Here is a 19470-nt window from a genome sequence, read left to right as displayed (position 1 = left end):
CCTATTCCATATTTTGTTGTTTTGCTCGCATCATGTGCCACAGGGCTTTTTTAAGTAATGGCTGATCAAGCATTTCTTGTAAGCTTGCTGCTTGTGTGACTTTTATACCATTAGCATTTGGTATAGAGCCCAATGCAATAACAGTTTTACCCTGACTTAAACCATCAAAGAAACCTTGAATATAACTCTGGACACCGCGCCCATCTTGTAAGTTCAACAAAGGAAAAGGCCAAGTCAGCGCATACTTTTGCGCTGGTAAGGCTTGCACAATATTTTGCCACAGCTGCTGCTGCTCCAAGCTCAATTGTGTCGCTTCAATGACCAAGGCGCAGTGCTCCAAGGCAACAGCTTGCAACTGAAAAGCCTCAACATGGATGGCCTCTCGGACAATCTCTTCTTTTAATGCTGTAACAGTTTCTTGTTCAATCGGTTGTGTTGCAATTTCAGCAAGAGGCGCTGGATGTGGAAGCTTATTCTTTACAGGTGGATGTTCAGGAATGCTTTTGGCTTCGGGCTGAGACTGAGGTCGCACAATTTCAGAAATAATCTCAGTCGCGTTTTGATCTCGCCAGATCGATGTGGCTACATTTTGTTGAGACGGCAAAAAATCAGGAACCCACAAATCAATTCCTAAACTCGCCAAAACCTCACGCTGATGCCCGATCATCTTATACCTTCACACTTAATTCAGTGCATATTCTATCGAGAAATGCCTAGAGATGCTGTTCTTTTCACATTATATTCGCATAGACAGTATGCAAATACTAAGAACGCATTAAACCCTCAATTAAACAATCATCAAGCGATTCTTCTTTTGCATTTGTTCAACAATCTCTTCACTGTCAAAACCGAGACGCCAATAGAGCAACTCCAGAACATCCTGCTCATCTTGAGTAATAATGCGGTCATTCCATAAACAAATTTCAGCCACTCCCAAAATACTCAAACGATCTCGCAGCAGCAACCCTGCCATATCATTTAAAATTTCAGCCAAATCAATCGGCTCATCTGAAATTTCCGCATACTGCTCCAACTCTTGCACAGTTAAAACTCGACGCAAGATTTTCTCTCGTACTTCCAGCTGTGTTTCACTATTGATTTGTTGCACATGCAACAAAGCATCAATTAAACGCACAATCTGCGGTTTAACTTCATCTAGGGCCGCAGGTGTATGTACAGGCAACAAATTCAACTCAAACTTGACCCGTTCAAGTAGCAGTGCATCCAACAGTCCAATTTCACCGTCTTCTTGAATAATCCTCGCCAACTTTAATAAAAACTGGCGTGCAATTGTCGCTGGCATGCCACCAATATTTCGGCATGCCTCATGGAAAATTGAAATATGAACACGACCATCTAAGTTTAACAATGAATCAACAATGGCACGGCTGACTTCAGCCTCAGCAGGAATAAACTCACGGAATTGCCGAATCATCAAAATCGCGACCATCAGCTCGCGTGAACCTGTTGCGGTCTGTAAAGCACGCTGAATTAGCTCTGGACGTTCAATATGCGCACGTACTTCAGGGTTAAGCGGTTTAATTGCATCTTTAATGGCAAAACTAATCGGAGACAGTCGTAATAAGGGCAAAGGCTGCGGTGAAGTCCAAGGGGCTTGAAAATCCGCGTACTGCTCTTCTAAGGAACGAAACAAACCAAATAACGGACGGTTGCGCAGTTTTTGTAGATTTTCCAACTGTATCTCTTGAACCAAATTCGGATTCATTTCATAAATACGTTCTTCAATACTTGGATGAATATTCATCCAACTTTGTGCACTTAATGAGTTGGCAAAACACATGTGTGCAATCGACTCAGAATATTCACTGTGAATTTGCGAACCTGCGTGATGCACATAGATACGCATCAAGGTTTGAATATTGGCATCATTTTGCATCAGGCGACGTGTTTTCATATCATTTTTTAAAGTACGCCCCCCCAACGTCAGAAACTTAATGCAGCGGGTAACCAGCACCCCCAAACTACCAATCAGCCAAATCACACCACCTGTTGCGACAAAAGTGGTTTCAAAACTTTGCGATTTTTTATGATGAGTTGAAAATCCCAATTTAGCAATTTTACTGCCCCACTGACTAAAGGTGGTGAGAGCACTATATAGAATTTTTAACCGTGTGTTTTCAGCGGTCTCACCTGATAAAATTTGATTAAACTCATGATTCAATAACCCCGTCAGCTCAAGCTCATCAAGATTTTGCAGGGCGCCCCACGTTAAAATAATCGCAATATCTTTGGGATAAAAACCAGCGGTTAATGCATTCACCCCCACTTCATCGGGCAAAACGTACACAGCAGGCGTTTCAATTAAAAAAGTATCAGCTAGTTTTTCTGTAATTTTCAGTGCAATACTTTCTTCTGGTGTACTTTCAATCAAACTTAAACGTCGTGCACGCAGTTGCTTGGCAAGACTGTGTCCACCCGAACGGAACACATACAACTCATATACCACGGAATAACTCATCACCAAGAGCAATAAACCAATGATATAAATACTCAAGCTGTGCCAAAAAATGCTTTGACTCGAATCAAAATAAAAAACCAGCAGCCCAGCCACAGTATTTAAAATAAATAGCGACAAAAGTACCGCCAGCAAGCAGATACTGGCAGACCACAACATGTTTTTATTCTTTATGATTGAATAACTTACACCCTTCAATGTAAATCCCTTTTCTTACATTGTTTGAATCAAACCATCATAAATGAAAAAAGCGGGAAACTCCCGCTTTTCTCAAATCTAAATCAATTAGACTTCTTTCACACCTGTCAAATCAACGGAAGCTGCATCAATATTGACATCAATATAGCTGTCTTTCTTTTTCGATGTTTCACGACGTTTCGCTTGTAATTCATCTAAATAAGCTTCATCGATACCACCAGCAACATATTTACCATCAAATACCGAGCAATCAAACTCTTGTAAATCTGGCACTTTGCTGGTACGCACAGCTGCTTTTAAGTCTTCCAAATCTTGGAAAATTAGACGATCTGCACCAATAATTTCACGAATTTCTTCAACTGTACGCTCAGATGCAATCAGCTCTTCTTTTGCTGGCATATCAATGCCATACACATTTGGATATTTCACCATCGGCGCAGCAGAAGCAAAGAAGACTTTTTTCGCACCCGCATCACGTGCCATTTGGATAATTTCGTTACACGTAGTACCACGTACAATCGAGTCATCCACCAAAAGTACATTTTTACCTTGGAACTCAAGTTCAACAGGGTTCAACTTTTGACGTACTGATTTTTTACGCAATTGCTGACCCGGCATAATGAAGGTACGGCCAATGTAGCGGTTCTTCATAAAGCCTTCACGGAACTTCACGCCCAACATATTTGCCAGTTCAAGTGCAGAGGTACGCGATGTATCTGGAATTGGGATCACGACATCAATATCGTGCTCTTCACTCCACTCCGTCAGGATTTTCTGCGCAAGCTTTTCGCCCATTTTTAAACGTGCTTTGTAGACTGAAATGCCATCAATAATCGCATCTGGACGCGCAAAGTAAACATATTCAAAAATACATGGGCGGTATTCAGGCGCTTCAGCACACTGCTTGGTAAACATCTGCCCTTGTGAGTCGATAAAGATCGCTTCACCCGGCGCAATATCACGCTCAACTTTAAAGCCGAGTGCCGTAATAGCGACAGACTCAGATGCAATGATATATTCCATACCAGCATCAGTTTCACGCGAACCGTAAATCAGTGGACGAATACCATTTGGATCACGGAAGCCGACTAAGCCATACCCAGTAAGCATTGCAACTACAGCATAACCACCTTTACAGCGTTCATGTACTTTACTAACGACATGAAAAATGTCGTCTGCTGTAGGCATCAATTTGCCGCGTTTTTGCAACTCATGCGCAAACACGTTTAAAAGTACTTCTGAGTCTGAATCCGTATTCATATGACGTAAGTCTGTTTTAAACAGATCGTCATGAATTTCTTCAGCATTGGTTAAGTTACCATTATGCGCCAACGTGATCCCGTAAGGTGAGTTCACATAAAAGGGCTGCGCTTCAGCGCTGCTCGATGAACCCGCAGTAGGATAACGCACATGCCCAATACCATAGTTACCTTGTAATGCACGCATATGGCGAGTGTGGAACACATCACGAACCATGCCATTGTCTTTACGTAAGAATAAACGACCTTCGTGGCAGGTTACTATCCCAGCTGCATCTTGCCCACGATGTTGTAACATCGTTAATGCATCAAACAACATTTGGTTAACAGCTGATTTACCAGCTATACCAACTACTCCACACATAGCAACCTCGCAGACAAGCTAGGATTAATAAAAAGGATTATTTGTTGACTCACCCTGTCCCTCAGCATTTTTCGAGGAAATTTTCGGTGAAGAATCTGAAGATACATGTGTATCTTTAGACTTGATATGTGACATCGCCTCGCTTGCAGCCTCTTTAGAAAGCTCCATCGCCCAAGGCGCGTAAGGCAAAAGTGTTTGGACAAATTTGGATTGTCTCCAATATGGAGAGCTTTCAACCCAAGACCCGACACCTTGCATCGTAATCAGAACAATTAACAACCCTTTTAATGAACCAAAAGCACCTCCGGCTAATCGATTCAAAGGCCCGAGTTTTAAACTCTTCAATATGTTATTCAGTAATGCCGTGACTATCCACGTCAAAACCACAATAACCAATACAATAAATGCAAAAGCTGCAATTTTTTGAACCACTGGATCTTCACTGAGTGAGACCATCGAAGGTGCTAGGACACTTGCAAATTTAGCACCAACAATTAGCGCTAAAATCCATCCTATCAAGTTCGCAAAGGCTTTAACAAATCCTTGACGCAAACCGTTGAGCCCTCCAATGAGCAATACAATCAATATGAAGATATCAATGGCATTCATGTTGTTTTCATTGCAGAGACGCAGTCTTGAATTAAGGTTGGTCCTGTATAGATGAGGCCACTATAAACTTGTACAAGGTTTGCCCCTGCATTTTGTTTTGCAAGCGCCTGCTCACCCGACAAAATCCCACCCACACCAATCAAAGGAATCTGACCATTTAAAACCTCAGCAAAGGCTTTTAAACACGCTGTACTTTTCTCAAACACAGGCGCACCAGATAAACCACCCGCTTCATCACCAAAAGGTAAGTTTTCCACCCCTTCACGAGACAAAGTCGTATTGGTCACAATCAGACCATCAATTTTAAACTGAAGCAGTTGTTTCGCAATAAATTGAATATCTTCCGCTTCCAAATCTGGTGCAACTTTCAGCACCAAGGGTACATAGTGCTGCTGCTCTTCAGCCAACTCTAACTGACGTTTTTTCAGCGTCTCTAGCAGCTCGGTTAAAGCATCACCACTTTGCAAACTACGCAGGTTTTTAGTATTTGGAGAAGAAATGTTAACGGTAATATAAGACGCATAGTTATAGACTTTTTCTAAACAAATGAGATAGTCATCTACTGCTTTTTCGACTGGGGTATCCGCATTTTTGCCGATATTAATCCCCAAAACACCTTTAAATTTTGCCGCTTTGACATTTTCAATCAATTGATCCACACCAGCGTTGTTAAAACCCATACGGTTAATAATGGCTTTAGCTTGTGGGATACGGAATAAACGCGGTAAAGGATTGCCCTGCTGTGGACGCGGAGTAATGGTTCCAATTTCAATAAAACCAAACCCTAGACCTGCCAGTGCGTCAATATAAGCACCATTTTTATCTAGACCAGCAGCCAAACCTACAGGATTGGGGAACTCGATGCCCATACATGTCACCGGTTTAGCCGCTATATTTTGACGCATTAAGCCTAGCTTATGCGTTGATTTCAATAGCGATAGTGTTAGCTCATGTGCACGCTCTGGTGCTAAAGTAAACAACAAAGGGCGGGCAAGAGAATACAACATATCTGTAAAAGTCTACTGCTTTTTAAGTCGCCATATTATAGGCATAGCCTCGCTAAAACACCATGCTTCGTCTGGCTTTATTTTTAGCGATTATTTAACGCTAGCCGATAATTTAATCTGCCCTGCATCTGGGACCAACTCCATTTTTTCAATACTCAAACCATTTTGCGTCAGTTGGGTCAAAAAGTTGGCCAACACCACATAGTTTGCGTGGCTTACCACCAACTGAATTTGTTCAGCATTCTGCTGCGAAGCAACCGACAAACCTTGCTGCTGTGCAATACGTTGGATCTGCTCCATCGGAGTCAGTTGCCCATCTGAGCTCGATTTCATGGTGACTGCATTGCTCTGCATCCATGTCATGGTTTCTTTGAGCTGGTTCACGCGTTTTTGCTGTTTCTCTGCCGCAGCATGGGTATACCAAAGCGCAGTCCCTATCGAGGTCACCAAGACAAAAATGACCAAGAAGATGGCTAATACACGGTCGCGCGGTGTAAGACGATCAAAATAAGCACTGATCAGCTCTAAACGCTGATCCAAAACAGTTTGTAAATTTTGCATGGCTTTCATTATTGTATTTTCACCATTCCAATTGCCCCACCCGTGGTCGGCTGAATATTGCCTAATTCAACCTGAAAACCCTGTTGATTAAGCTGCTGAGTGAGTGTCTGTAAAGCCTCTGCCGAGTTGGCTTTAAGTTGCATATTTAGGCTATTCGCTTCATACACCACCTGATTCGCCACAATTTGCTGTTGCATGAGCACAGGCCCAACGCGACTCAATAAAGACAAAGCTTGAGCATCCGCTTGTTTATTCATATTCAGTTGATATTCAAACTGGCTGCGCAGGGTTTGCTCGCTCACAGGATAATTCGCACCAAACCAATATTTAAATTGGTCGACCGCCTGAGCAGCCACTTGCTCTGCAAGCTTCTGATTTTGATACCAACGGGTCGCATCGTAGGTCAGTTGCGTCACAATCAATGTAGCCAATACCGCTGCACAGGCTTTCCAATAGCCCGTTGAAACATGTTGCTCTTTCACCTTCGGCAAAAGATTCCATGGATGTTGTTTTGCTCTTGGCAATGCCGCCCATTCATAATGGAAAGACTCAAGCTGCTCCTGCGTCACACTGGCGTTTAAGCTATGCATGTGTGAAGCACTAAAGTTACAAATCTTATATTTTTGGTTGACTGCTTGATAATCTAAAAATACAGCAAGATCATCAATTGATCCGCCCAACCAAGTATTAGCGCGAAACAGAAGTCGCTCTTCAACATAGCCCAAGATTACCTGTTCTGCGTCAGGCACAGGCAAAATCAGAAAATCAGGCAATAGACTGACCAGCTTCACAGGAATCAAACTCAAGGCATGCTGCAAAGTCTCTAAACGATGCTTTGAAATACCCAAAACAGTGAGTTGCTCAGGCACTTGAAAGTGATGTAATACTTTCATCTGTTCGATTGAGCTCAATACATATTCTTCGAGCAAATACTTCACACCTTCAGCCCCCAACTGCTTGTATTGGGCCTTAGGCATATTTTGCTGAATAATTTGCACATCACGGCTTGGAAAGAAAACAGTTGCTTCCTCACCATGATGCGCTTGTATATCTTGGATCAATTGCTCAAGTGTATGAGCAGATTGCCATCTTTCCCCTATAGACCAGTGCCATGTTCCATCGGCTTCGGGCATCCAAATTTGCAACATGTATTATATTCTGCCGTTTTAATTGGTTTTTATATGCTAGGTATAAATGCTTTTGTTTGTGTCGACAAGCCTTCCGCGATAACTGCTTGCTCATAAATCCGCGCTTCAGCCAAAGCATAAGGATTGAAAGATTCTGTCACCAAAATCGAAGCCATATGCGCCACCACATTCATATGGCACACCACCACAATAGACTCATACGGCAAATGTGATAACCATTCCACAGCCGCTTTTGCATCATCATCTGGCTTAATGGTATTACAGATTACAACAGGTACATCCGCAAAGTGCTGTTTGATGTGTGCCAATGTTTCCTGCGCACGCAGCAATGGGCTAACCACAAAGACATCTGGTTGGATACGCGACTTTAAAAAGTCAGCAGTTTGCTCCGCTTGTGCATGCCCACGTTCGGTGAGTGGGCGTTTAGTGTCATTCCCCATGATCGGTGGCGCAGCTTCACCATGACGTACCAAAGTCAGTTGCATAAAAAATCCTTATTCAAATCCTGATTATTTTAATTAATTTTTATGACAATTCAGTCACTCTATCCACTTAAACGCTCATCTTATTTCGGTTTTTAAGTGACTTTAAACCTCATGATGCGGCAAGACAAACTCCACATCACTGCGGTGTCCATTTTTCATTAAGGATAATGCAATTGTCATTGGTGGCGCATTTTCAAAAATAACACTGTATAAAGCACTGGTAATCGGCATATACACATCTAGCTCTTCAGAACGTGCTTTGACTTGTACAATGGTGTTAATGCCTTCTGCTGTTTGTCCCAATTCAGTGGTCGCCTGTTCCAAACTCTTGCCTTGCCCCAGTGCAAAACCGACTTGATAGTTGCGACTCAGTGGACTGCTACACGTTGCAAATAAATCACCGACACCAGACAAACCTAAGAAGGTCAGTGGATTTGCTCCCAACTTCACAGCAAAACGACTCATTTCCGCCAAAGCACGAGTCAAAATCATACTCTTGGTATTTTCACCGACTTTGTATGCAGCAGCCATTCCCATCGCAACCGCATAAATGTTTTTAAGCGCACCGCCGAGTTCTACACCATGCACGTCATCACTGGCGAAAACACGGAACAAGGCACTATGCAAAGCTTGCTGTACCGCATAACGCACCAAGTCAGACTGGCTTGCAATGACCGTCCCAGCTGGTTGTCCTGCCACAATTTCCTTGGCCAAGTTTGGCCCAGATAACACGCCATAAGGCACTTCTGGTAGCTCTGAGCGAATAATGTCACTCATAAAACTAAAAGTATTCGCTTCAATACCCTTGGTCAAAGACACCACTGCTTGCGAAGTAATAAACGGTTTGATTTGTTTAAGGACATCACGGAAAGAATGACTCGGAATCGCCACCAAAATAATGTCGCGATCACGAACAGCCTCTTCTATATTTGAAACTGCACGTAAACCATCTTCAAGTTTAAAATCGGGCAAATAGCGTTTATTTACGTGCGTCGCATTGATATCAGCTGCAACGGCTTCATCACGAATCCAAATCATGGTATCGCAGCCATTACGAACCGCGGTATTCGCCATGGCCGTCCCAAAACTACCACCACCCAAAACTGTAATACGTAGTGCCGTTTTTTGATCTACTGCTACAGGTTCAACCAAATCTGAAAACTTTAACTCTGACATTATTTTTATATCCTAAAATGGAACTATTGATTCCAATAACTTACATAATCTTGGGTTTGAATTTCAGCACGTGGCGGAATCGCTTTAACTGCCGTACCAATATATAAAATACCTGAGATCAAATCATCTGCGCTGAGGCCTAGAACCTGTTTGAAATGCACCGATTCCACCACTGCCCCACTACGCCACATACTCGAAAAACCTTGAGCTTGTAAGGACAAAATAAAATTCTGAATAGCCGCCCCACTACTTAAAGTCTGCTCAAAATTAGGGACTTTCGGATGCGATTGAAATTTAGTCAGTGCCAAAACCAGTAATGGGGCACGAAAAGGATGATTTTTAACACGCTCTAATTGTGCTGATTCCGTTTCGCCCAAATCAGCCAAGGCTTGTGATAATAACTCACCAAATGCCTCACGTTGATCTTCAGCAATTACGATAAAACGTGTCGGCTTTAAACGATGATGATCTGGTGCAGTCAATGCGGCTTGAAATGCCCGCTCTAATTGTTCTGCATTGGGAGCAGGCTCGACCAAATGGCCAATCGATTGACGTTGATGCATATTCTGGTGAACGATATCTACCGCGAGTTCCGTCATTAGGCTCTTAATCTTTCAAATTAAACAATACGTTTTAGAGTAGCACACTCTGAAAAGTTTGCTCTAGGGCTTCAGTATGAAATACCGAGTTTCGGCAAAACTAATTTTAAAATTTTGAGCACTTTTCAAACTGTTCGATAAGACTGCATTTTTCATACATTTCTTACATGATTCATCCTACAAGCTATGTTCCAATAAACAATGATTTAATAAAACATGACTGGGGTATGAAATGAAAAAGAATATCGCTATTGCTGGAGCAGCAGCACTAACACTACTTCTAAGCGCTTGCGCATCGACACCAAGCAACTCTTTAGCGATCCAAAAAGCTGACAATCAATACGAAGTTACGGGTATTGGTAAAACTGCATTGATTGCAAAAAACAACGCCATTGAAGCAGCAGCTAAAACGTGTGGCTCTAAAGCAACGGCGATTGTGAGTGATGAAAAAACCGAATATCAAGGCGCTTTAAAAGGCGTGGTGAGCGATGAAACTGGAAAAATGATCCAAGCAGCTGCTTCAGTACTGGGTTCTATTTCGGGTACAAACTCAGGCATTAACCAAGACAGTGACTATCAAACAATCCTGACTTTTTCGTGTAAAGCAAAATAAAGATACCATCAAAAAAACCGCTCATCTGAGCGGTTTTTTTTACACCAATCACGTCAAACGATTAGCAATAACCTTCTAAACGTGTCAGTGGTAGTTTTTGCCCAATGGCTTTTTCAATTTCTGGTAGATAGAATGCATCATCTTCAGATAAGAAACTAATACTCACACCACGCGTACCTGCACGACCTGTACGACCAATACGGTGTACATAGTCATCCGACTGTTCAGGTAAGGTGAAATTCACCACATGCGATACACCATCCACATGGATACCACGACCTGCAACATCGGTTGCAATCATGATGTTATGTTGACCATTTTTAAATTGATCCAGCATTTTCAAACGTTTGTCTTGTGCGATTTCACCTGACAACATCACCACTTTATAGCCATCACGCTTTAAGTTGTCATAGAGTTTACGCACTTGATCGCGACGATTTGCGAAAATCATCACTTTTTCAATGGGCTCATCACGCAGAATGTCTTGTAGCAATTTATATTTATCAGACTTTGCGACCATGTAGACACGTTGTTCAACGTCCGCATTGGTCTTCTTCTCTGGCTCAATTTCAACAGTTACAGGTTCAAACAACCACTGCTGCGCAAGGTTTAAAACATCGTAACTAAACGTTGCAGAGAACATCAGAGTTTGACGCTGTTCCTTACGCGGTGAGAAACGAACAATGCGTTTGACTGAAGGAATAAAGCCCATATCCAATAAGCGATCGGCTTCATCAATCACTAAAAACTCAATCTGGTCGAGCCAAACTTCTTTTTGCTCAACAAAGTCAATCAGACGACCTGGCGTCGCCACCATAATATCGACAGGTTTTTTATCGAGTTGTGCTTTTTGTTTATCAAAGTCAACGCCGCCTAAAAGCGTCACGACATGTAAATCTGAGAATTTTGTGAGTTCTTTCGCATCGCTTTCAATTTGCAGTGCAAGTTCTCGAGTCGGTGCTAAAATCAAGGCGCGAGGTTCACCGCGGTAGCGCTGCTCTTGAATTGGGTTGTTCAGCAAGTCGTTAATCACGCTCACCAAAAATGCCGCTGTTTTACCAGTCCCTGTTTGCGCACGACCAATTGCATCGTGTCCCGCCAAAGTGAATTTTAAAACCTTTTGCTGAATAGGCGTCATATCCTTAAAACCTAAAGCATCAATAGCTCGTTTAAGTTGAGGATGTAAATTTAAGGTTTCAAAACCTGATGACATATAAGTGCGCTCTGACGAAAAATCACGAAAATTGATCTGTAGTATAAACAAAAACGCCCCAATTTACATTGGGGCGTTTTAAAGTACGTTCAGACAATTAGTCTAAAGGTTGTACTTCTTCAGCTTGGAAGCCTTTTTGACCTTTTACAACGCTGAATTCAACGCGTTGGCCGTCACGTAGTGAACGGTGGCCGTCGCCTTGGATTGCACGGAAGTGAACGAATACATCGTCGCCGCCATTGCGTTGGATAAAGCCGAAGCCTTTAGTGTCGTTGAACCATTTAACTACGCCTTGTTCACGAGCTGTCATAAGTTAATCCTCATTGTATCTAAAAGAAGGACCACCCGGTGTTGCAAACAGCAGACCAAACAAGGTTTAAAAATATTTATTATTTCTAAGCTTGTAATCATTCTGTATAACTATTAACAAAATCCCGGTTACATCCATTTGTAAAATAGGATTTAAAACAATTTATGGTTGTGTTAAATCCCAGTACGCGACGAGCTTAACATGGGTTAAAAACAATTCATACCCTTTTTTTTGATTAATCGTCTTTTTAATTCAGCATATTTTTTAACTAGTTATTTGTAATTTTGGATATAGCGACTATAGGCCTATAACACATGAAATATTTGGGTTTTGGCACTGAATTTGCTAATATTTCTACCCACCTAAATGTTGTGAAGCCTTACTAAGCTATATGAGTGATATCGAACAAAATACCAACATTATTGATGCAATGGGGCAACCATGTCCTATGCCTCTGTTGTTGCTTAAACGCGCACTTAAGAAGAGTCCGGCGCAGCATTTTCTATTAAAATCGTCTGATCCGCACAGTCAGATCGATATCACGCGTTATTGCGAAATCCATCATTTAACTTGCGTTTTGAAACAAATTAATGAGCATGAATTTCACTACTTCATTGAATCTTAATTCTTTTCAATTACACTAAGTCTATTCACATTTGCATAAAAGTTTACATTTCTATACCCAATTTTCCGTTATTCAGTGGAAGATTGGATTAAGATAAATTCAATTGTTGGGTAAAAATGAAATCCCTAAGGAGAACACATGAGTGACAGCAGCAATCAATTGATGCCCCTGTCATTATCGGCACCAGGTGTAAACTTGGGCGCTTATATTAGTACTGTCAACCAAATCCCGATTTTGACAGCGGAACAAGAAAAAGAGTTAGCTGAACGCTACTATTATGACCAAGACCTCGATGCCGCTAAACTTTTAGTCATGTCGCATCTGCGTTTTGTGGTTCATATTGCCCGCAGTTATGCAGGCTACGGCTTACCTCAAGGTGACCTCATTCAAGAAGGTAACTTGGGCTTAATGAAAGCCGTTAAACGCTTCGACCCAAACATGGGCGTACGCTTGGTTTCTTTTGCGGTGCACTGGATTAAAGCAGAAATTCACGAATATGTGATTCGTAACTGGCGTATTGTCAAAATTGCGACGACTAAAGCACAGCGTAAACTGTTCTTTAATTTACGTAGTCTAAAAAAATCGTCTAAAAAGCTCACTCTAAAAGAAGCTCAATCGATTGCAAATGACCTCAATGTGACACCTGAACAGGTGTTAGAAATGGAAGGTCGTTTAACTGCTTATGATGCAGCGTTTGAAGCTCAGGGCGATGATGACGATGAAGGTTCAACCCATGTTGCACCTGCGCTTTACCTTGAAGATAACCGCTACGACCCAGCGCGTTTGGCTGAAGAAGAAGATTACGAAGAACAGAGCACCAATGCTTTGCATGATGCGATGGAACAGCTTGATGACCGTTCGCGTAATATTTTACAGCGCCGTTGGTTAGATGATGAAAAATCGACGCTGCACGAACTGGCTGCTGAATATAATGTTTCGGCCGAACGTATTCGTCAGCTTGAAAAAAATGCCATGGAAAAAATTAAAGTGGCGATGTCATCGAACTAAGATGATACCAATACAGAAAAGGGCGAAATGCCCTTTTCTTTTTACCAATAAATGAGGCTTTTTGTCTTTTAACCTTTCTTCAAAATATGCTATTTTGTTGCGCACAGTGATATAAGTAAAGCATTGCATATGTGGATTGCGATTTCAGCTCTGAATTTAGCGTTTGCCGTTATATTAGGTGCCTTTGGTGCACATGGTCTCAAAGCACGTGCTACTGAAGCCCAATTGGCTTGGTGGCAAACTGCAACTGATTACTTTTTTTATCATGCGCTTGGTTTACTGGCGCTTGGTATTTTGGCCAAAGTCATCCCGCAACTTCCCATCAAAACCAGCTTTTTAGTGATTCAAGTCGGCATCTTCTTTTTCTGTGGTTCCCTCTATGTTATGGCATTGGGCTTACCGCGTGGCCTAGGTGCGATTACCCCGATTGGTGGGGCATTGATGATTGCAGGTTGGTTGATTCTGGCATGGAATGCCATGAAATATACCAAGTAAACAACTAGGGATGAGCACGATGCAGATTTATTTAAACGGCGAACTACAGCACACCGAATGTAAAAACCTGCTTGAACTGGTGCAAACCTTTGCACTTGAAGGCAAACGTTTTGCTGTTGAGCAAAATGAAAACATTATTAGTAAAAGTAAATTGGAATACACCCCAATTTGTGCAATGGATCGAATTGAAATTATTCATGCCGTCGGTGGCGGTTAATACGGAGTTCACATGCAAGACAGCCCTCTCATCATTGGTTCTAGATCATTTCAATCTCGTCTACTGGTGGGCACAGGTAAATATAAAGACCTGCAAGAAACCGATTTAGCCATCCAAGCCAGTGGCGCAGAAATCGTGACGGTTGCGATTCGTCGCGTCAATATTGGTCAACACCCCGACGAACCAAACTTATTGTCCGTGGTCCCACCTGAAAAATACACCATTCTCCCGAATACAGCAGGCTGCTTTGATGCCAATAGTGCCGTGCGTACCTGTATGTTGGCGCGTGAATTATTAGACGGTCATAACTTGGTCAAGCTTGAAGTATTAGGCGATGAAAAAACGCTATATCCAAACATTACCGAAACATTGAAAGCGGCACGTACCTTGATTGACGATGGTTTTGAAATCATGGTCTATACCTCGGATGACCCAATTGTGGCACAAGAACTTGAAAGCATGGGCTGCGTTGCCATCATGCCTTTAGGCAGTTTGATTGGTTCTGGTCTAGGAATTTTGAATCCACACACGATTTCTATTATTAAAGAAAATGCCAAAGTACCAGTATTGGTGGATGCTGGTGTGGGAACGGCAAGCGATGCAGCCATTGCCATGGAACTCGGCTGTGATGGCGTGTTGATGAATACCGCGATTGCTGTCGCTCAGCAGCCAATTTTAATGGCTTCTGCTATGAAAAAAGCAGTTGAAGCGGGTCGAGAAGCGTTCCTCGCAGGTCGTATGCCTCGCAAACGTATGGCCAATGCAAGCTCACCAGAAACAGGTTATTTCTTTAAATAATCTCTTAATCTGTTTTAAGCGATAAAAAGGATTCTTCGGTGTCCTTTTTTATTTATTTCAATATAAAGTCAGTATTTTATGCTGACTTAGCTTGTAGGGACATTCCGCCATACTCTTTGATACACTCAATAATATCCATCTTCAAATATCTATAACCATATAAAAATGAGAGGAAACGATGCCCATGCAAAAATGGATCAGACCAACACTCATACTCAACACCCTATTTTTCATAACACTCACAAGCAATGCTTGGGCCAAAGTAGAGGAAAAACCGACTCTCAAAACAAGCTACCAATCTTTTGTGCCAAAAAACTGGAAGATTTTAGAAAAAGTCCAAGGCGATTTAAACCAAGATGGTCAAGCGGATATTGCCCTGATTATTGAAGACACCAATCCTGAACATATTGTTAAAAATGATCGTTTAGGGAGTGATGTCCTCAATATCAATGAACGAAAGCTTTTGGTTTTATTGAAGCAAACGCATGGTTATCAACTTGCGGCGACTAATACTACTTTGCCGACAGAAGGTGACATAGAGTCCCCTTGCCTCGCTGATCCACTCGGTGAGACTGAAGCGTTAAGCATTCAAAAAGGTGTGCTCAAAATTCATCTGCACTACTGGTTAAGCTGTGGTTCGTGGTATGTGACCAATCACACGTATACCTTCCGATACCAAGACCGTGCATTTAAACTGATTGGTTATGATGTCGATGATTTCCACCGTGCATCAGGCGACATCACGGTGCGAAGTATCAACTTTATGACAGGCAAAGTAAAAAGTACGACAGGCCAAAATGAGTTTGCTGAAAGCACTCAACCTGTCAAAGTTCAATGGACAACACTCAAACAGCGCTACACATTGAAACTCGAACAGGTTCAGTTCAATGAGCCACTGGAGTTTAAATAAACAGAGCGAAGAAAAGCGCTGTCAAACTCATATGCATCACTTATTGCGCTTCTAAAATACGAATTTGTACATGAGCAACTGCACCTTCGGTTGCTTGAGCATGTTGCTGCATATTGACACTGTGCATATGTGTTTCTAAATGCTTCATGCTTTCCCATTTTTCATACATCATGATTGAAAACGGTACTTTGGTTTGTAATGCACTCTCAACAGCAGGATGGTCGATATACACATCATAGAGATGGCAACCGGGCTCTTGTAATACTTGCTCACGGATGTTGTTGAATGAATCAAGAACCGTTTTAAAATCTTGCTCTGAATGACAAATAATTTCAGCAATGACAGTTAACATACTCGCATCTCCCAATTAAGCAAAAACTTGCGTCAAATGGTCACGGTACTGTGCCATATAGGCTTCAACTTCAGGTGCTTTAATCACATCATTGACAATAAAAGTCGGTAAGGTTTGCATCCCTAAAAATTGATTGGCTTTGTGAAAAGGTAAATAAACCCCGTCGACCCCAACCCCATGAAAAAATTGTTCAGCGTCGTTAAATGCATCCATCGGCGCATTCCACGTCAACGACAGCATATAGTTTTTATCGTGAATCAGACCGCCTGAACCATACTTTTTTGAAGCATCTGCACGTGAGCGACCATCATTGGCATACAGACTACCGTGCCCTTCGGTAAAGACATCATCGATATACTTTTTCACAGTCCACGGCGCACCCATCCACCAACCCGGCATTTGGTAAATCACGGTGTCTGCCCACAGAAATTTCTCCACTTCAACTTTTGCATCATATTCGCTGTCGGCGCGTGTCACTTGAACCTGATGTCCTAAGTCTGACAACACCTCTTGTGCAAGTTCAGTTAAGGTATCGTTCAACTGACCATTTGAGTGTGCAAAAGTTTTCGCACCATTAATTAATAAAATATTTTTCATGGGAAGAGCCTAAAAGCCAAAATCTATGCACGCACTATAGAGACTCTGTTCAGCGCTAAAAAGTAGTGAATTTGCAAAATATTATTGACTAATTATCAACAATAAACTTTAAAGTATAAAAAAAGCGCCTTTCGGCGCTTCTTCAATGCATCAAAATTAAGGAATTAGACCTTCATCTCGCATTGCAATTTGTACTGACTGACGTTCAGCCACTTTATTACGAATAAAGATAATATTTTTATACGGTGATAAATCATGTTCGATGCCATTTGACCAATTGGTGAGGACAAATAAATATGCATCCGCAGGGCCAAAATTATCATCGACCAAATAGTCATGATCCGACTCACCAATTTGTTTATCGATATAACTGAGTAAACGATCAATCTCTGCATAAGCTTTTTCTTTGGCAGCTGTATCTAATGGCGCACCAAAGAAAACGGCATAAGCATCGTGCAATTCAGAGTTTAAATAACCTAACCATTCTAAAACTTTGGCACGCCCCAAACCCGATGGCGGAATAAGATCTTGTTTTGGATCATGTTGTGCTAAAAATGGCAAAATGGCTACATTTTCAGTCAGAATCAAACCTGGATTAATTTCTAAAGCGGGTACATATCCTTTTGGATTAATTTCGTAATAATCAGCACCTTTTTCTGTTTTATGTGTTTTTAAATCTACTCGGACTAAATCAAAGTCAACATTAATTTCATTGAGGATAATGTGCGCCGCAAGCGAGCACGCACCCGGTGCATAATAAAGCTTCATATCTGATCCTTGTTATAACTCTATTCTCTGTTTTAAATGGCTTCTAACAAACTTTCAAGTGATCAAAACCTGTAAATTGCAAAAAAGCGTAAACGAAAAATCATTCGTTCGCCTATTGAATATTGTCTAATTCACATTTTTTTTCAAGTACAACAACACTGCAATTTGCAACAGAGTTGTTTTAACATAGCCCCCTTGACCCTAAAATGAATTTGATCTGTGATTAGCCTTAAAAAAGATGAATGGTTTTCTAACATTCGTACCGATGTTCTAGCAGGTTTAGTGGTAGGACTTGCCCTGATTCCCGAATCTATTGCTTTTTCAGCAATTGCAGGTGTAGACCCTCAAGTCGGACTGTATGCCTCCTTTTGTATCGCAGTGAGCATTGCTTTTTTTGGCGGTCGTCCAGCCATGATTTCAGCAGCAACAGGTGCGATGGCCCTACTCATGATCACACTGGTCAAAGAGCATGGCCTACAGTATTTACTGGCGGCAACCATTCTCACAGGTGTCATTCAGATCGTTGCGGGTTATTTTAAAGTTGCCAAACTGATGCGTTTTGTGTCGCAGTCAGTGGTGTATGGTTTTTTAAATGCGCTAGCGATTTTAATCTTCGTGGCACAACTTCCAGAGCTCAGCCAAATGAATTACTGGGGCTATGCATTTGTCGCTCTTGGCCTCACGGTAATTTATCTGTTTCCCTATCTACCTAAAGTGGGAAAAAACATTCCCTCACCACTTATTTGTATTCTTGTCCTGACTGCTTTGGCGCTGTTTTTAGGCACGGATATGCGTATGGTCAGTGACTTAGGGCATTTTCCCGATACTTTACCTATTTTTCTACTTCCTGATATTCCACTAACCCTTGAAACGCTGCAAATTGTCTTCCCTTACGCCATCACATTAGCGACCGTCGGTTTGCTTGAAACAATGATGACCACCACGGTGGTAAATGAAGTTACAGGCACTGAAGGTGACCGTCATCAAGAATGTCGCGGACAAGGTATGGCCAATATTGTGAGCGGTTTTATGGGCGGTATGGCAGGCTGTGCCATGATTGGACAGTCTGTGATTAATGTCAGCTCAGGTGCACGTACTCGACTTTCAACCTTAGTGGCTGGTGTGTTTTTACTGTGTTTGGTGGTGTTTTTTAAAGACTGGCTGTCCTATATTCCAATTGCGGCGCTGGTTGCAATCATGATCATGGTGGCATTTACAACCTTCCAATGGGACTCAGTTAAAAACATCGCTAAACACCCGCTACAAAGTAATGTAGTGATGCTCAGTGTCGTGATCATTGTCTTAGCCACACATAATCTTGCCTTAGGTGTCTTTGTCGGAGTTTTACTGTCTGCATTATTTTTCATTAACAAGCTGGAAAGTACGGTTCATGTCCAGTCGGAACTACATAACCATACCCGTCGCTATCTAGTAAGCGGTCAAATTTTCTTTAGTAGTTCAGAGAAATTCTTTCAGTTTTTTGACTTTAATGAACATATTCAGAAGGTTGAAATTGAACTCAGCCATGCACATATTTGGGATATGACTTCAGTCCAAATGTTAAATGCTGTAATTGAAAAGTTTGAAGCCCACGGTGTAGTGGTCGAGGTGTTAGGCTTAAATGAAGCCAGCAGCACCCTCATTGACCGTATCAGCTCATAAAGTTCAAACCATAGACAAAA

The 19470-nt window shown here is 41.8% G+C and carries 23 protein-coding genes; 8 read left to right on the top strand and 15 right to left on the bottom strand.

What is annotated here, in order from left to right:
• Position 1: 1 nt before the first annotated feature.
• The 10 genes from AC5EUN_RS04980 to AC5EUN_RS04935 form a co-directional block, all read right to left on the bottom strand.
• A complete protein-coding gene (locus AC5EUN_RS04980) occupies positions 2 to 667 on the bottom strand; it encodes a hypothetical protein (RefSeq protein ID WP_005400621.1) in 666 nt (221 codons plus the stop codon).
• Positions 668 to 787: 120 nt separating this feature from the next.
• Entirely contained in the window at positions 788 to 2674 is a 1887-nt protein-coding gene (locus AC5EUN_RS04975; RefSeq protein ID WP_029575066.1) for a M48 family metalloprotease, read from the bottom strand.
• 87 nt (positions 2675 to 2761) lie between these two features.
• Positions 2762 to 4297, bottom strand: a complete 1536-nt coding sequence (gene purF / locus AC5EUN_RS04970) for an amidophosphoribosyltransferase (protein WP_010327094.1) — start codon at positions 4295 to 4297, stop codon at positions 2762 to 2764.
• A 24-nt stretch (positions 4298 to 4321) separates the two neighbouring features.
• Positions 4322 to 4906, bottom strand: coding sequence for a CvpA family protein (locus tag AC5EUN_RS04965; protein ID WP_004696270.1), 585 nt, complete (start codon positions 4904 to 4906; stop codon positions 4322 to 4324).
• Positions 4903 to 5913 (bottom strand): quinone-dependent dihydroorotate dehydrogenase, encoded by a 1011-nt coding sequence (locus AC5EUN_RS04960; RefSeq protein WP_010327095.1) that lies wholly within the window; start codon positions 5911 to 5913, stop codon positions 4903 to 4905. The genes AC5EUN_RS04965 and AC5EUN_RS04960 overlap by 4 nt, the downstream gene beginning before the upstream one ends.
• Before the next feature lie 90 nt (positions 5914 to 6003).
• Positions 6004 to 6483, bottom strand: coding sequence for a type II secretion system protein M (locus tag AC5EUN_RS04955; RefSeq protein WP_010327096.1), 480 nt, complete (start codon positions 6481 to 6483; stop codon positions 6004 to 6006).
• Positions 6483 to 7622, bottom strand: a complete 1140-nt coding sequence (gspL, locus tag AC5EUN_RS04950) for a type II secretion system protein GspL (protein ID WP_010327097.1) — start codon at positions 7620 to 7622, stop codon at positions 6483 to 6485. The genes AC5EUN_RS04955 and gspL overlap by 1 nt, the downstream gene beginning before the upstream one ends.
• A gap of 29 nt (positions 7623 to 7651) precedes the next feature.
• The gene (locus tag AC5EUN_RS04945) at positions 7652 to 8107 is read right to left on the bottom strand and encodes a phosphoglycerate mutase family protein (RefSeq protein WP_005400615.1); all 456 of its coding nucleotides are present in this window, start codon (positions 8105 to 8107) and stop codon (positions 7652 to 7654) included.
• A gap of 102 nt (positions 8108 to 8209) precedes the next feature.
• Positions 8210 to 9283: an NAD(P)H-dependent glycerol-3-phosphate dehydrogenase gene (locus AC5EUN_RS04940; RefSeq protein ID WP_004982230.1), complete on the bottom strand. Its 1074-nt coding sequence runs from the start codon at positions 9281 to 9283 to the stop codon at positions 8210 to 8212.
• Positions 9284 to 9306: 23 nt separating this feature from the next.
• The gene (locus AC5EUN_RS04935) at positions 9307 to 9882 is read right to left on the bottom strand and encodes a nitroreductase family protein (RefSeq protein WP_005400613.1); all 576 of its coding nucleotides are present in this window, start codon (positions 9880 to 9882) and stop codon (positions 9307 to 9309) included.
• 232 nt (positions 9883 to 10114) lie between these two features.
• On the opposite strand from AC5EUN_RS04935, the gene AC5EUN_RS04930 reads away from it, so the two are divergent.
• Complete coding sequence (locus tag AC5EUN_RS04930) at positions 10115 to 10495, top strand: hypothetical protein (protein ID WP_004982234.1); 381 nt, start codon at positions 10115 to 10117, stop codon at positions 10493 to 10495.
• Between the two features lie 61 nt (positions 10496 to 10556).
• On the opposite strand, the gene rhlB is transcribed toward AC5EUN_RS04930, so the two are convergent.
• On the bottom strand, positions 10557 to 11708 hold the full coding sequence (gene rhlB / locus AC5EUN_RS04925; RefSeq protein WP_005400612.1) for an ATP-dependent RNA helicase RhlB: 1152 nt from the start codon (positions 11706 to 11708) through the stop codon (positions 10557 to 10559).
• A 97-nt stretch (positions 11709 to 11805) separates the two neighbouring features.
• Positions 11806 to 12018, bottom strand: coding sequence for a cold-shock protein (locus AC5EUN_RS04920; protein WP_004648643.1), 213 nt, complete (start codon positions 12016 to 12018; stop codon positions 11806 to 11808).
• 391 nt (positions 12019 to 12409) lie between these two features.
• Between AC5EUN_RS04920 and AC5EUN_RS04915 the strand changes: the two genes are divergently transcribed.
• The 6 genes from AC5EUN_RS04915 (at position 12410) to AC5EUN_RS04890 (ending at position 16071) form a co-directional block, all read left to right on the top strand.
• Positions 12410 to 12643, top strand: a complete 234-nt coding sequence (locus AC5EUN_RS04915; protein WP_004696251.1) for a sulfurtransferase TusA family protein — start codon at positions 12410 to 12412, stop codon at positions 12641 to 12643.
• Between the two features lie 138 nt (positions 12644 to 12781).
• Positions 12782 to 13651: an RNA polymerase sigma factor RpoH gene (gene rpoH, locus AC5EUN_RS04910; protein ID WP_004982243.1), complete on the top strand. Its 870-nt coding sequence runs from the start codon at positions 12782 to 12784 to the stop codon at positions 13649 to 13651.
• A 129-nt stretch (positions 13652 to 13780) separates the two neighbouring features.
• Positions 13781 to 14146, top strand: a complete 366-nt coding sequence (locus tag AC5EUN_RS04905) for a DUF423 domain-containing protein (protein WP_493352182.1) — start codon at positions 13781 to 13783, stop codon at positions 14144 to 14146.
• A 19-nt stretch (positions 14147 to 14165) separates the two neighbouring features.
• On the top strand, positions 14166 to 14363 hold the full coding sequence (gene thiS, locus AC5EUN_RS04900; RefSeq protein WP_005400611.1) for a sulfur carrier protein ThiS: 198 nt from the start codon (positions 14166 to 14168) through the stop codon (positions 14361 to 14363).
• Between the two features lie 12 nt (positions 14364 to 14375).
• A complete protein-coding gene (locus tag AC5EUN_RS04895; RefSeq protein WP_010327099.1) occupies positions 14376 to 15161 on the top strand; it encodes a thiazole synthase in 786 nt (261 codons plus the stop codon).
• A gap of 184 nt (positions 15162 to 15345) precedes the next feature.
• Positions 15346 to 16071 (top strand): hypothetical protein, encoded by a 726-nt coding sequence (locus tag AC5EUN_RS04890; RefSeq protein WP_029575067.1) that lies wholly within the window; start codon positions 15346 to 15348, stop codon positions 16069 to 16071.
• Between the two features lie 40 nt (positions 16072 to 16111).
• On the opposite strand, the gene AC5EUN_RS04885 is transcribed toward AC5EUN_RS04890, so the two are convergent.
• The 3 genes from AC5EUN_RS04885 to AC5EUN_RS04875 all read right to left on the bottom strand — a co-directional run bounded on the left by AC5EUN_RS04885 (position 16112) and on the right by AC5EUN_RS04875 (position 17788).
• Positions 16112 to 16423 carry a putative quinol monooxygenase gene (locus tag AC5EUN_RS04885; RefSeq protein ID WP_010327101.1) on the bottom strand — a complete coding sequence of 104 codons (312 nt, stop codon included), beginning with the start codon at positions 16421 to 16423 and terminating at the stop codon, positions 16112 to 16114.
• 15 nt (positions 16424 to 16438) lie between these two features.
• Entirely contained in the window at positions 16439 to 17020 is a 582-nt protein-coding gene (locus AC5EUN_RS04880; RefSeq protein WP_010327102.1) for an NAD(P)H-dependent oxidoreductase, read from the bottom strand.
• A 156-nt stretch (positions 17021 to 17176) separates the two neighbouring features.
• Complete coding sequence (locus tag AC5EUN_RS04875) at positions 17177 to 17788, bottom strand: glutathione S-transferase N-terminal domain-containing protein (protein ID WP_004982251.1); 612 nt, start codon at positions 17786 to 17788, stop codon at positions 17177 to 17179.
• A gap of 219 nt (positions 17789 to 18007) precedes the next feature.
• Between AC5EUN_RS04875 and AC5EUN_RS04870 the strand changes: the two genes are divergently transcribed.
• Positions 18008 to 19450: a SulP family inorganic anion transporter gene (locus AC5EUN_RS04870; protein ID WP_010327103.1), complete on the top strand. Its 1443-nt coding sequence runs from the start codon at positions 18008 to 18010 to the stop codon at positions 19448 to 19450.
• Positions 19451 to 19470: the final 20 nt, after the last annotated feature.

It is taken from the genome of Acinetobacter sp. CAU_H_S170_2, from assembly GCF_058890445.1.
Note: the sequence above shows the minus strand (reverse complement) of the source record. Positions and strands in the feature narration are given on the sequence as shown.

What these genes read in the sequence shown, in the direction of transcription:
- AC5EUN_RS04980 (WP_005400621.1), bottom strand. Translation starts at nt 667, where the DNA reads ATGATCGGGCATCAGCGTGAGGTTTTGGCGAGTTTAGGAATTGATTTG.
- AC5EUN_RS04965 (WP_004696270.1), bottom strand. Translation starts at nt 4,906, where the DNA reads ATGAATGCCATTGATATCTTCATATTGATTGTATTGCTCATTGGAGGG.
- AC5EUN_RS04955 (WP_010327096.1), bottom strand. Translation starts at nt 6,483, where the DNA reads ATGAAAGCCATGCAAAATTTACAAACTGTTTTGGATCAGCGTTTAGAG.
- AC5EUN_RS04935 (WP_005400613.1), bottom strand. Translation starts at nt 9,882, where the DNA reads ATGACGGAACTCGCGGTAGATATCGTTCACCAGAATATGCATCAACGT.
- purF (WP_010327094.1), bottom strand. Translation starts at nt 4,297, where the DNA reads ATGTGTGGAGTAGTTGGTATAGCTGGTAAATCAGCTGTTAACCAAATG.
- AC5EUN_RS04890 (WP_029575067.1), top strand. Translation starts at nt 15,346, where the DNA reads ATGCAAAAATGGATCAGACCAACACTCATACTCAACACCCTATTTTTC.
- rpoH (WP_004982243.1), top strand. Translation starts at nt 12,782, where the DNA reads ATGAGTGACAGCAGCAATCAATTGATGCCCCTGTCATTATCGGCACCA.
- AC5EUN_RS04895 (WP_010327099.1), top strand. Translation starts at nt 14,376, where the DNA reads ATGCAAGACAGCCCTCTCATCATTGGTTCTAGATCATTTCAATCTCGT.
- AC5EUN_RS04885 (WP_010327101.1), bottom strand. Translation starts at nt 16,423, where the DNA reads ATGTTAACTGTCATTGCTGAAATTATTTGTCATTCAGAGCAAGATTTT.
- AC5EUN_RS04875 (WP_004982251.1), bottom strand. Translation starts at nt 17,788, where the DNA reads ATGAAGCTTTATTATGCACCGGGTGCGTGCTCGCTTGCGGCGCACATT.
- AC5EUN_RS04930 (WP_004982234.1), top strand. Translation starts at nt 10,115, where the DNA reads ATGAAAAAGAATATCGCTATTGCTGGAGCAGCAGCACTAACACTACTT.
- rhlB (WP_005400612.1), bottom strand. Translation starts at nt 11,708, where the DNA reads ATGTCATCAGGTTTTGAAACCTTAAATTTACATCCTCAACTTAAACGA.
- AC5EUN_RS04880 (WP_010327102.1), bottom strand. Translation starts at nt 17,020, where the DNA reads ATGAAAAATATTTTATTAATTAATGGTGCGAAAACTTTTGCACACTCA.
- AC5EUN_RS04940 (WP_004982230.1), bottom strand. Translation starts at nt 9,283, where the DNA reads ATGTCAGAGTTAAAGTTTTCAGATTTGGTTGAACCTGTAGCAGTAGAT.
- AC5EUN_RS04905 (WP_493352182.1), top strand. Translation starts at nt 13,781, where the DNA reads ATGTGGATTGCGATTTCAGCTCTGAATTTAGCGTTTGCCGTTATATTA.
- gspL (WP_010327097.1), bottom strand. Translation starts at nt 7,622, where the DNA reads ATGTTGCAAATTTGGATGCCCGAAGCCGATGGAACATGGCACTGGTCT.
- thiS (WP_005400611.1), top strand. Translation starts at nt 14,166, where the DNA reads ATGCAGATTTATTTAAACGGCGAACTACAGCACACCGAATGTAAAAAC.
- AC5EUN_RS04915 (WP_004696251.1), top strand. Translation starts at nt 12,410, where the DNA reads ATGAGTGATATCGAACAAAATACCAACATTATTGATGCAATGGGGCAA.
- AC5EUN_RS04960 (WP_010327095.1), bottom strand. Translation starts at nt 5,913, where the DNA reads ATGTTGTATTCTCTTGCCCGCCCTTTGTTGTTTACTTTAGCACCAGAG.
- AC5EUN_RS04945 (WP_005400615.1), bottom strand. Translation starts at nt 8,107, where the DNA reads ATGCAACTGACTTTGGTACGTCATGGTGAAGCTGCGCCACCGATCATG.
- AC5EUN_RS04920 (WP_004648643.1), bottom strand. Translation starts at nt 12,018, where the DNA reads ATGACAGCTCGTGAACAAGGCGTAGTTAAATGGTTCAACGACACTAAA.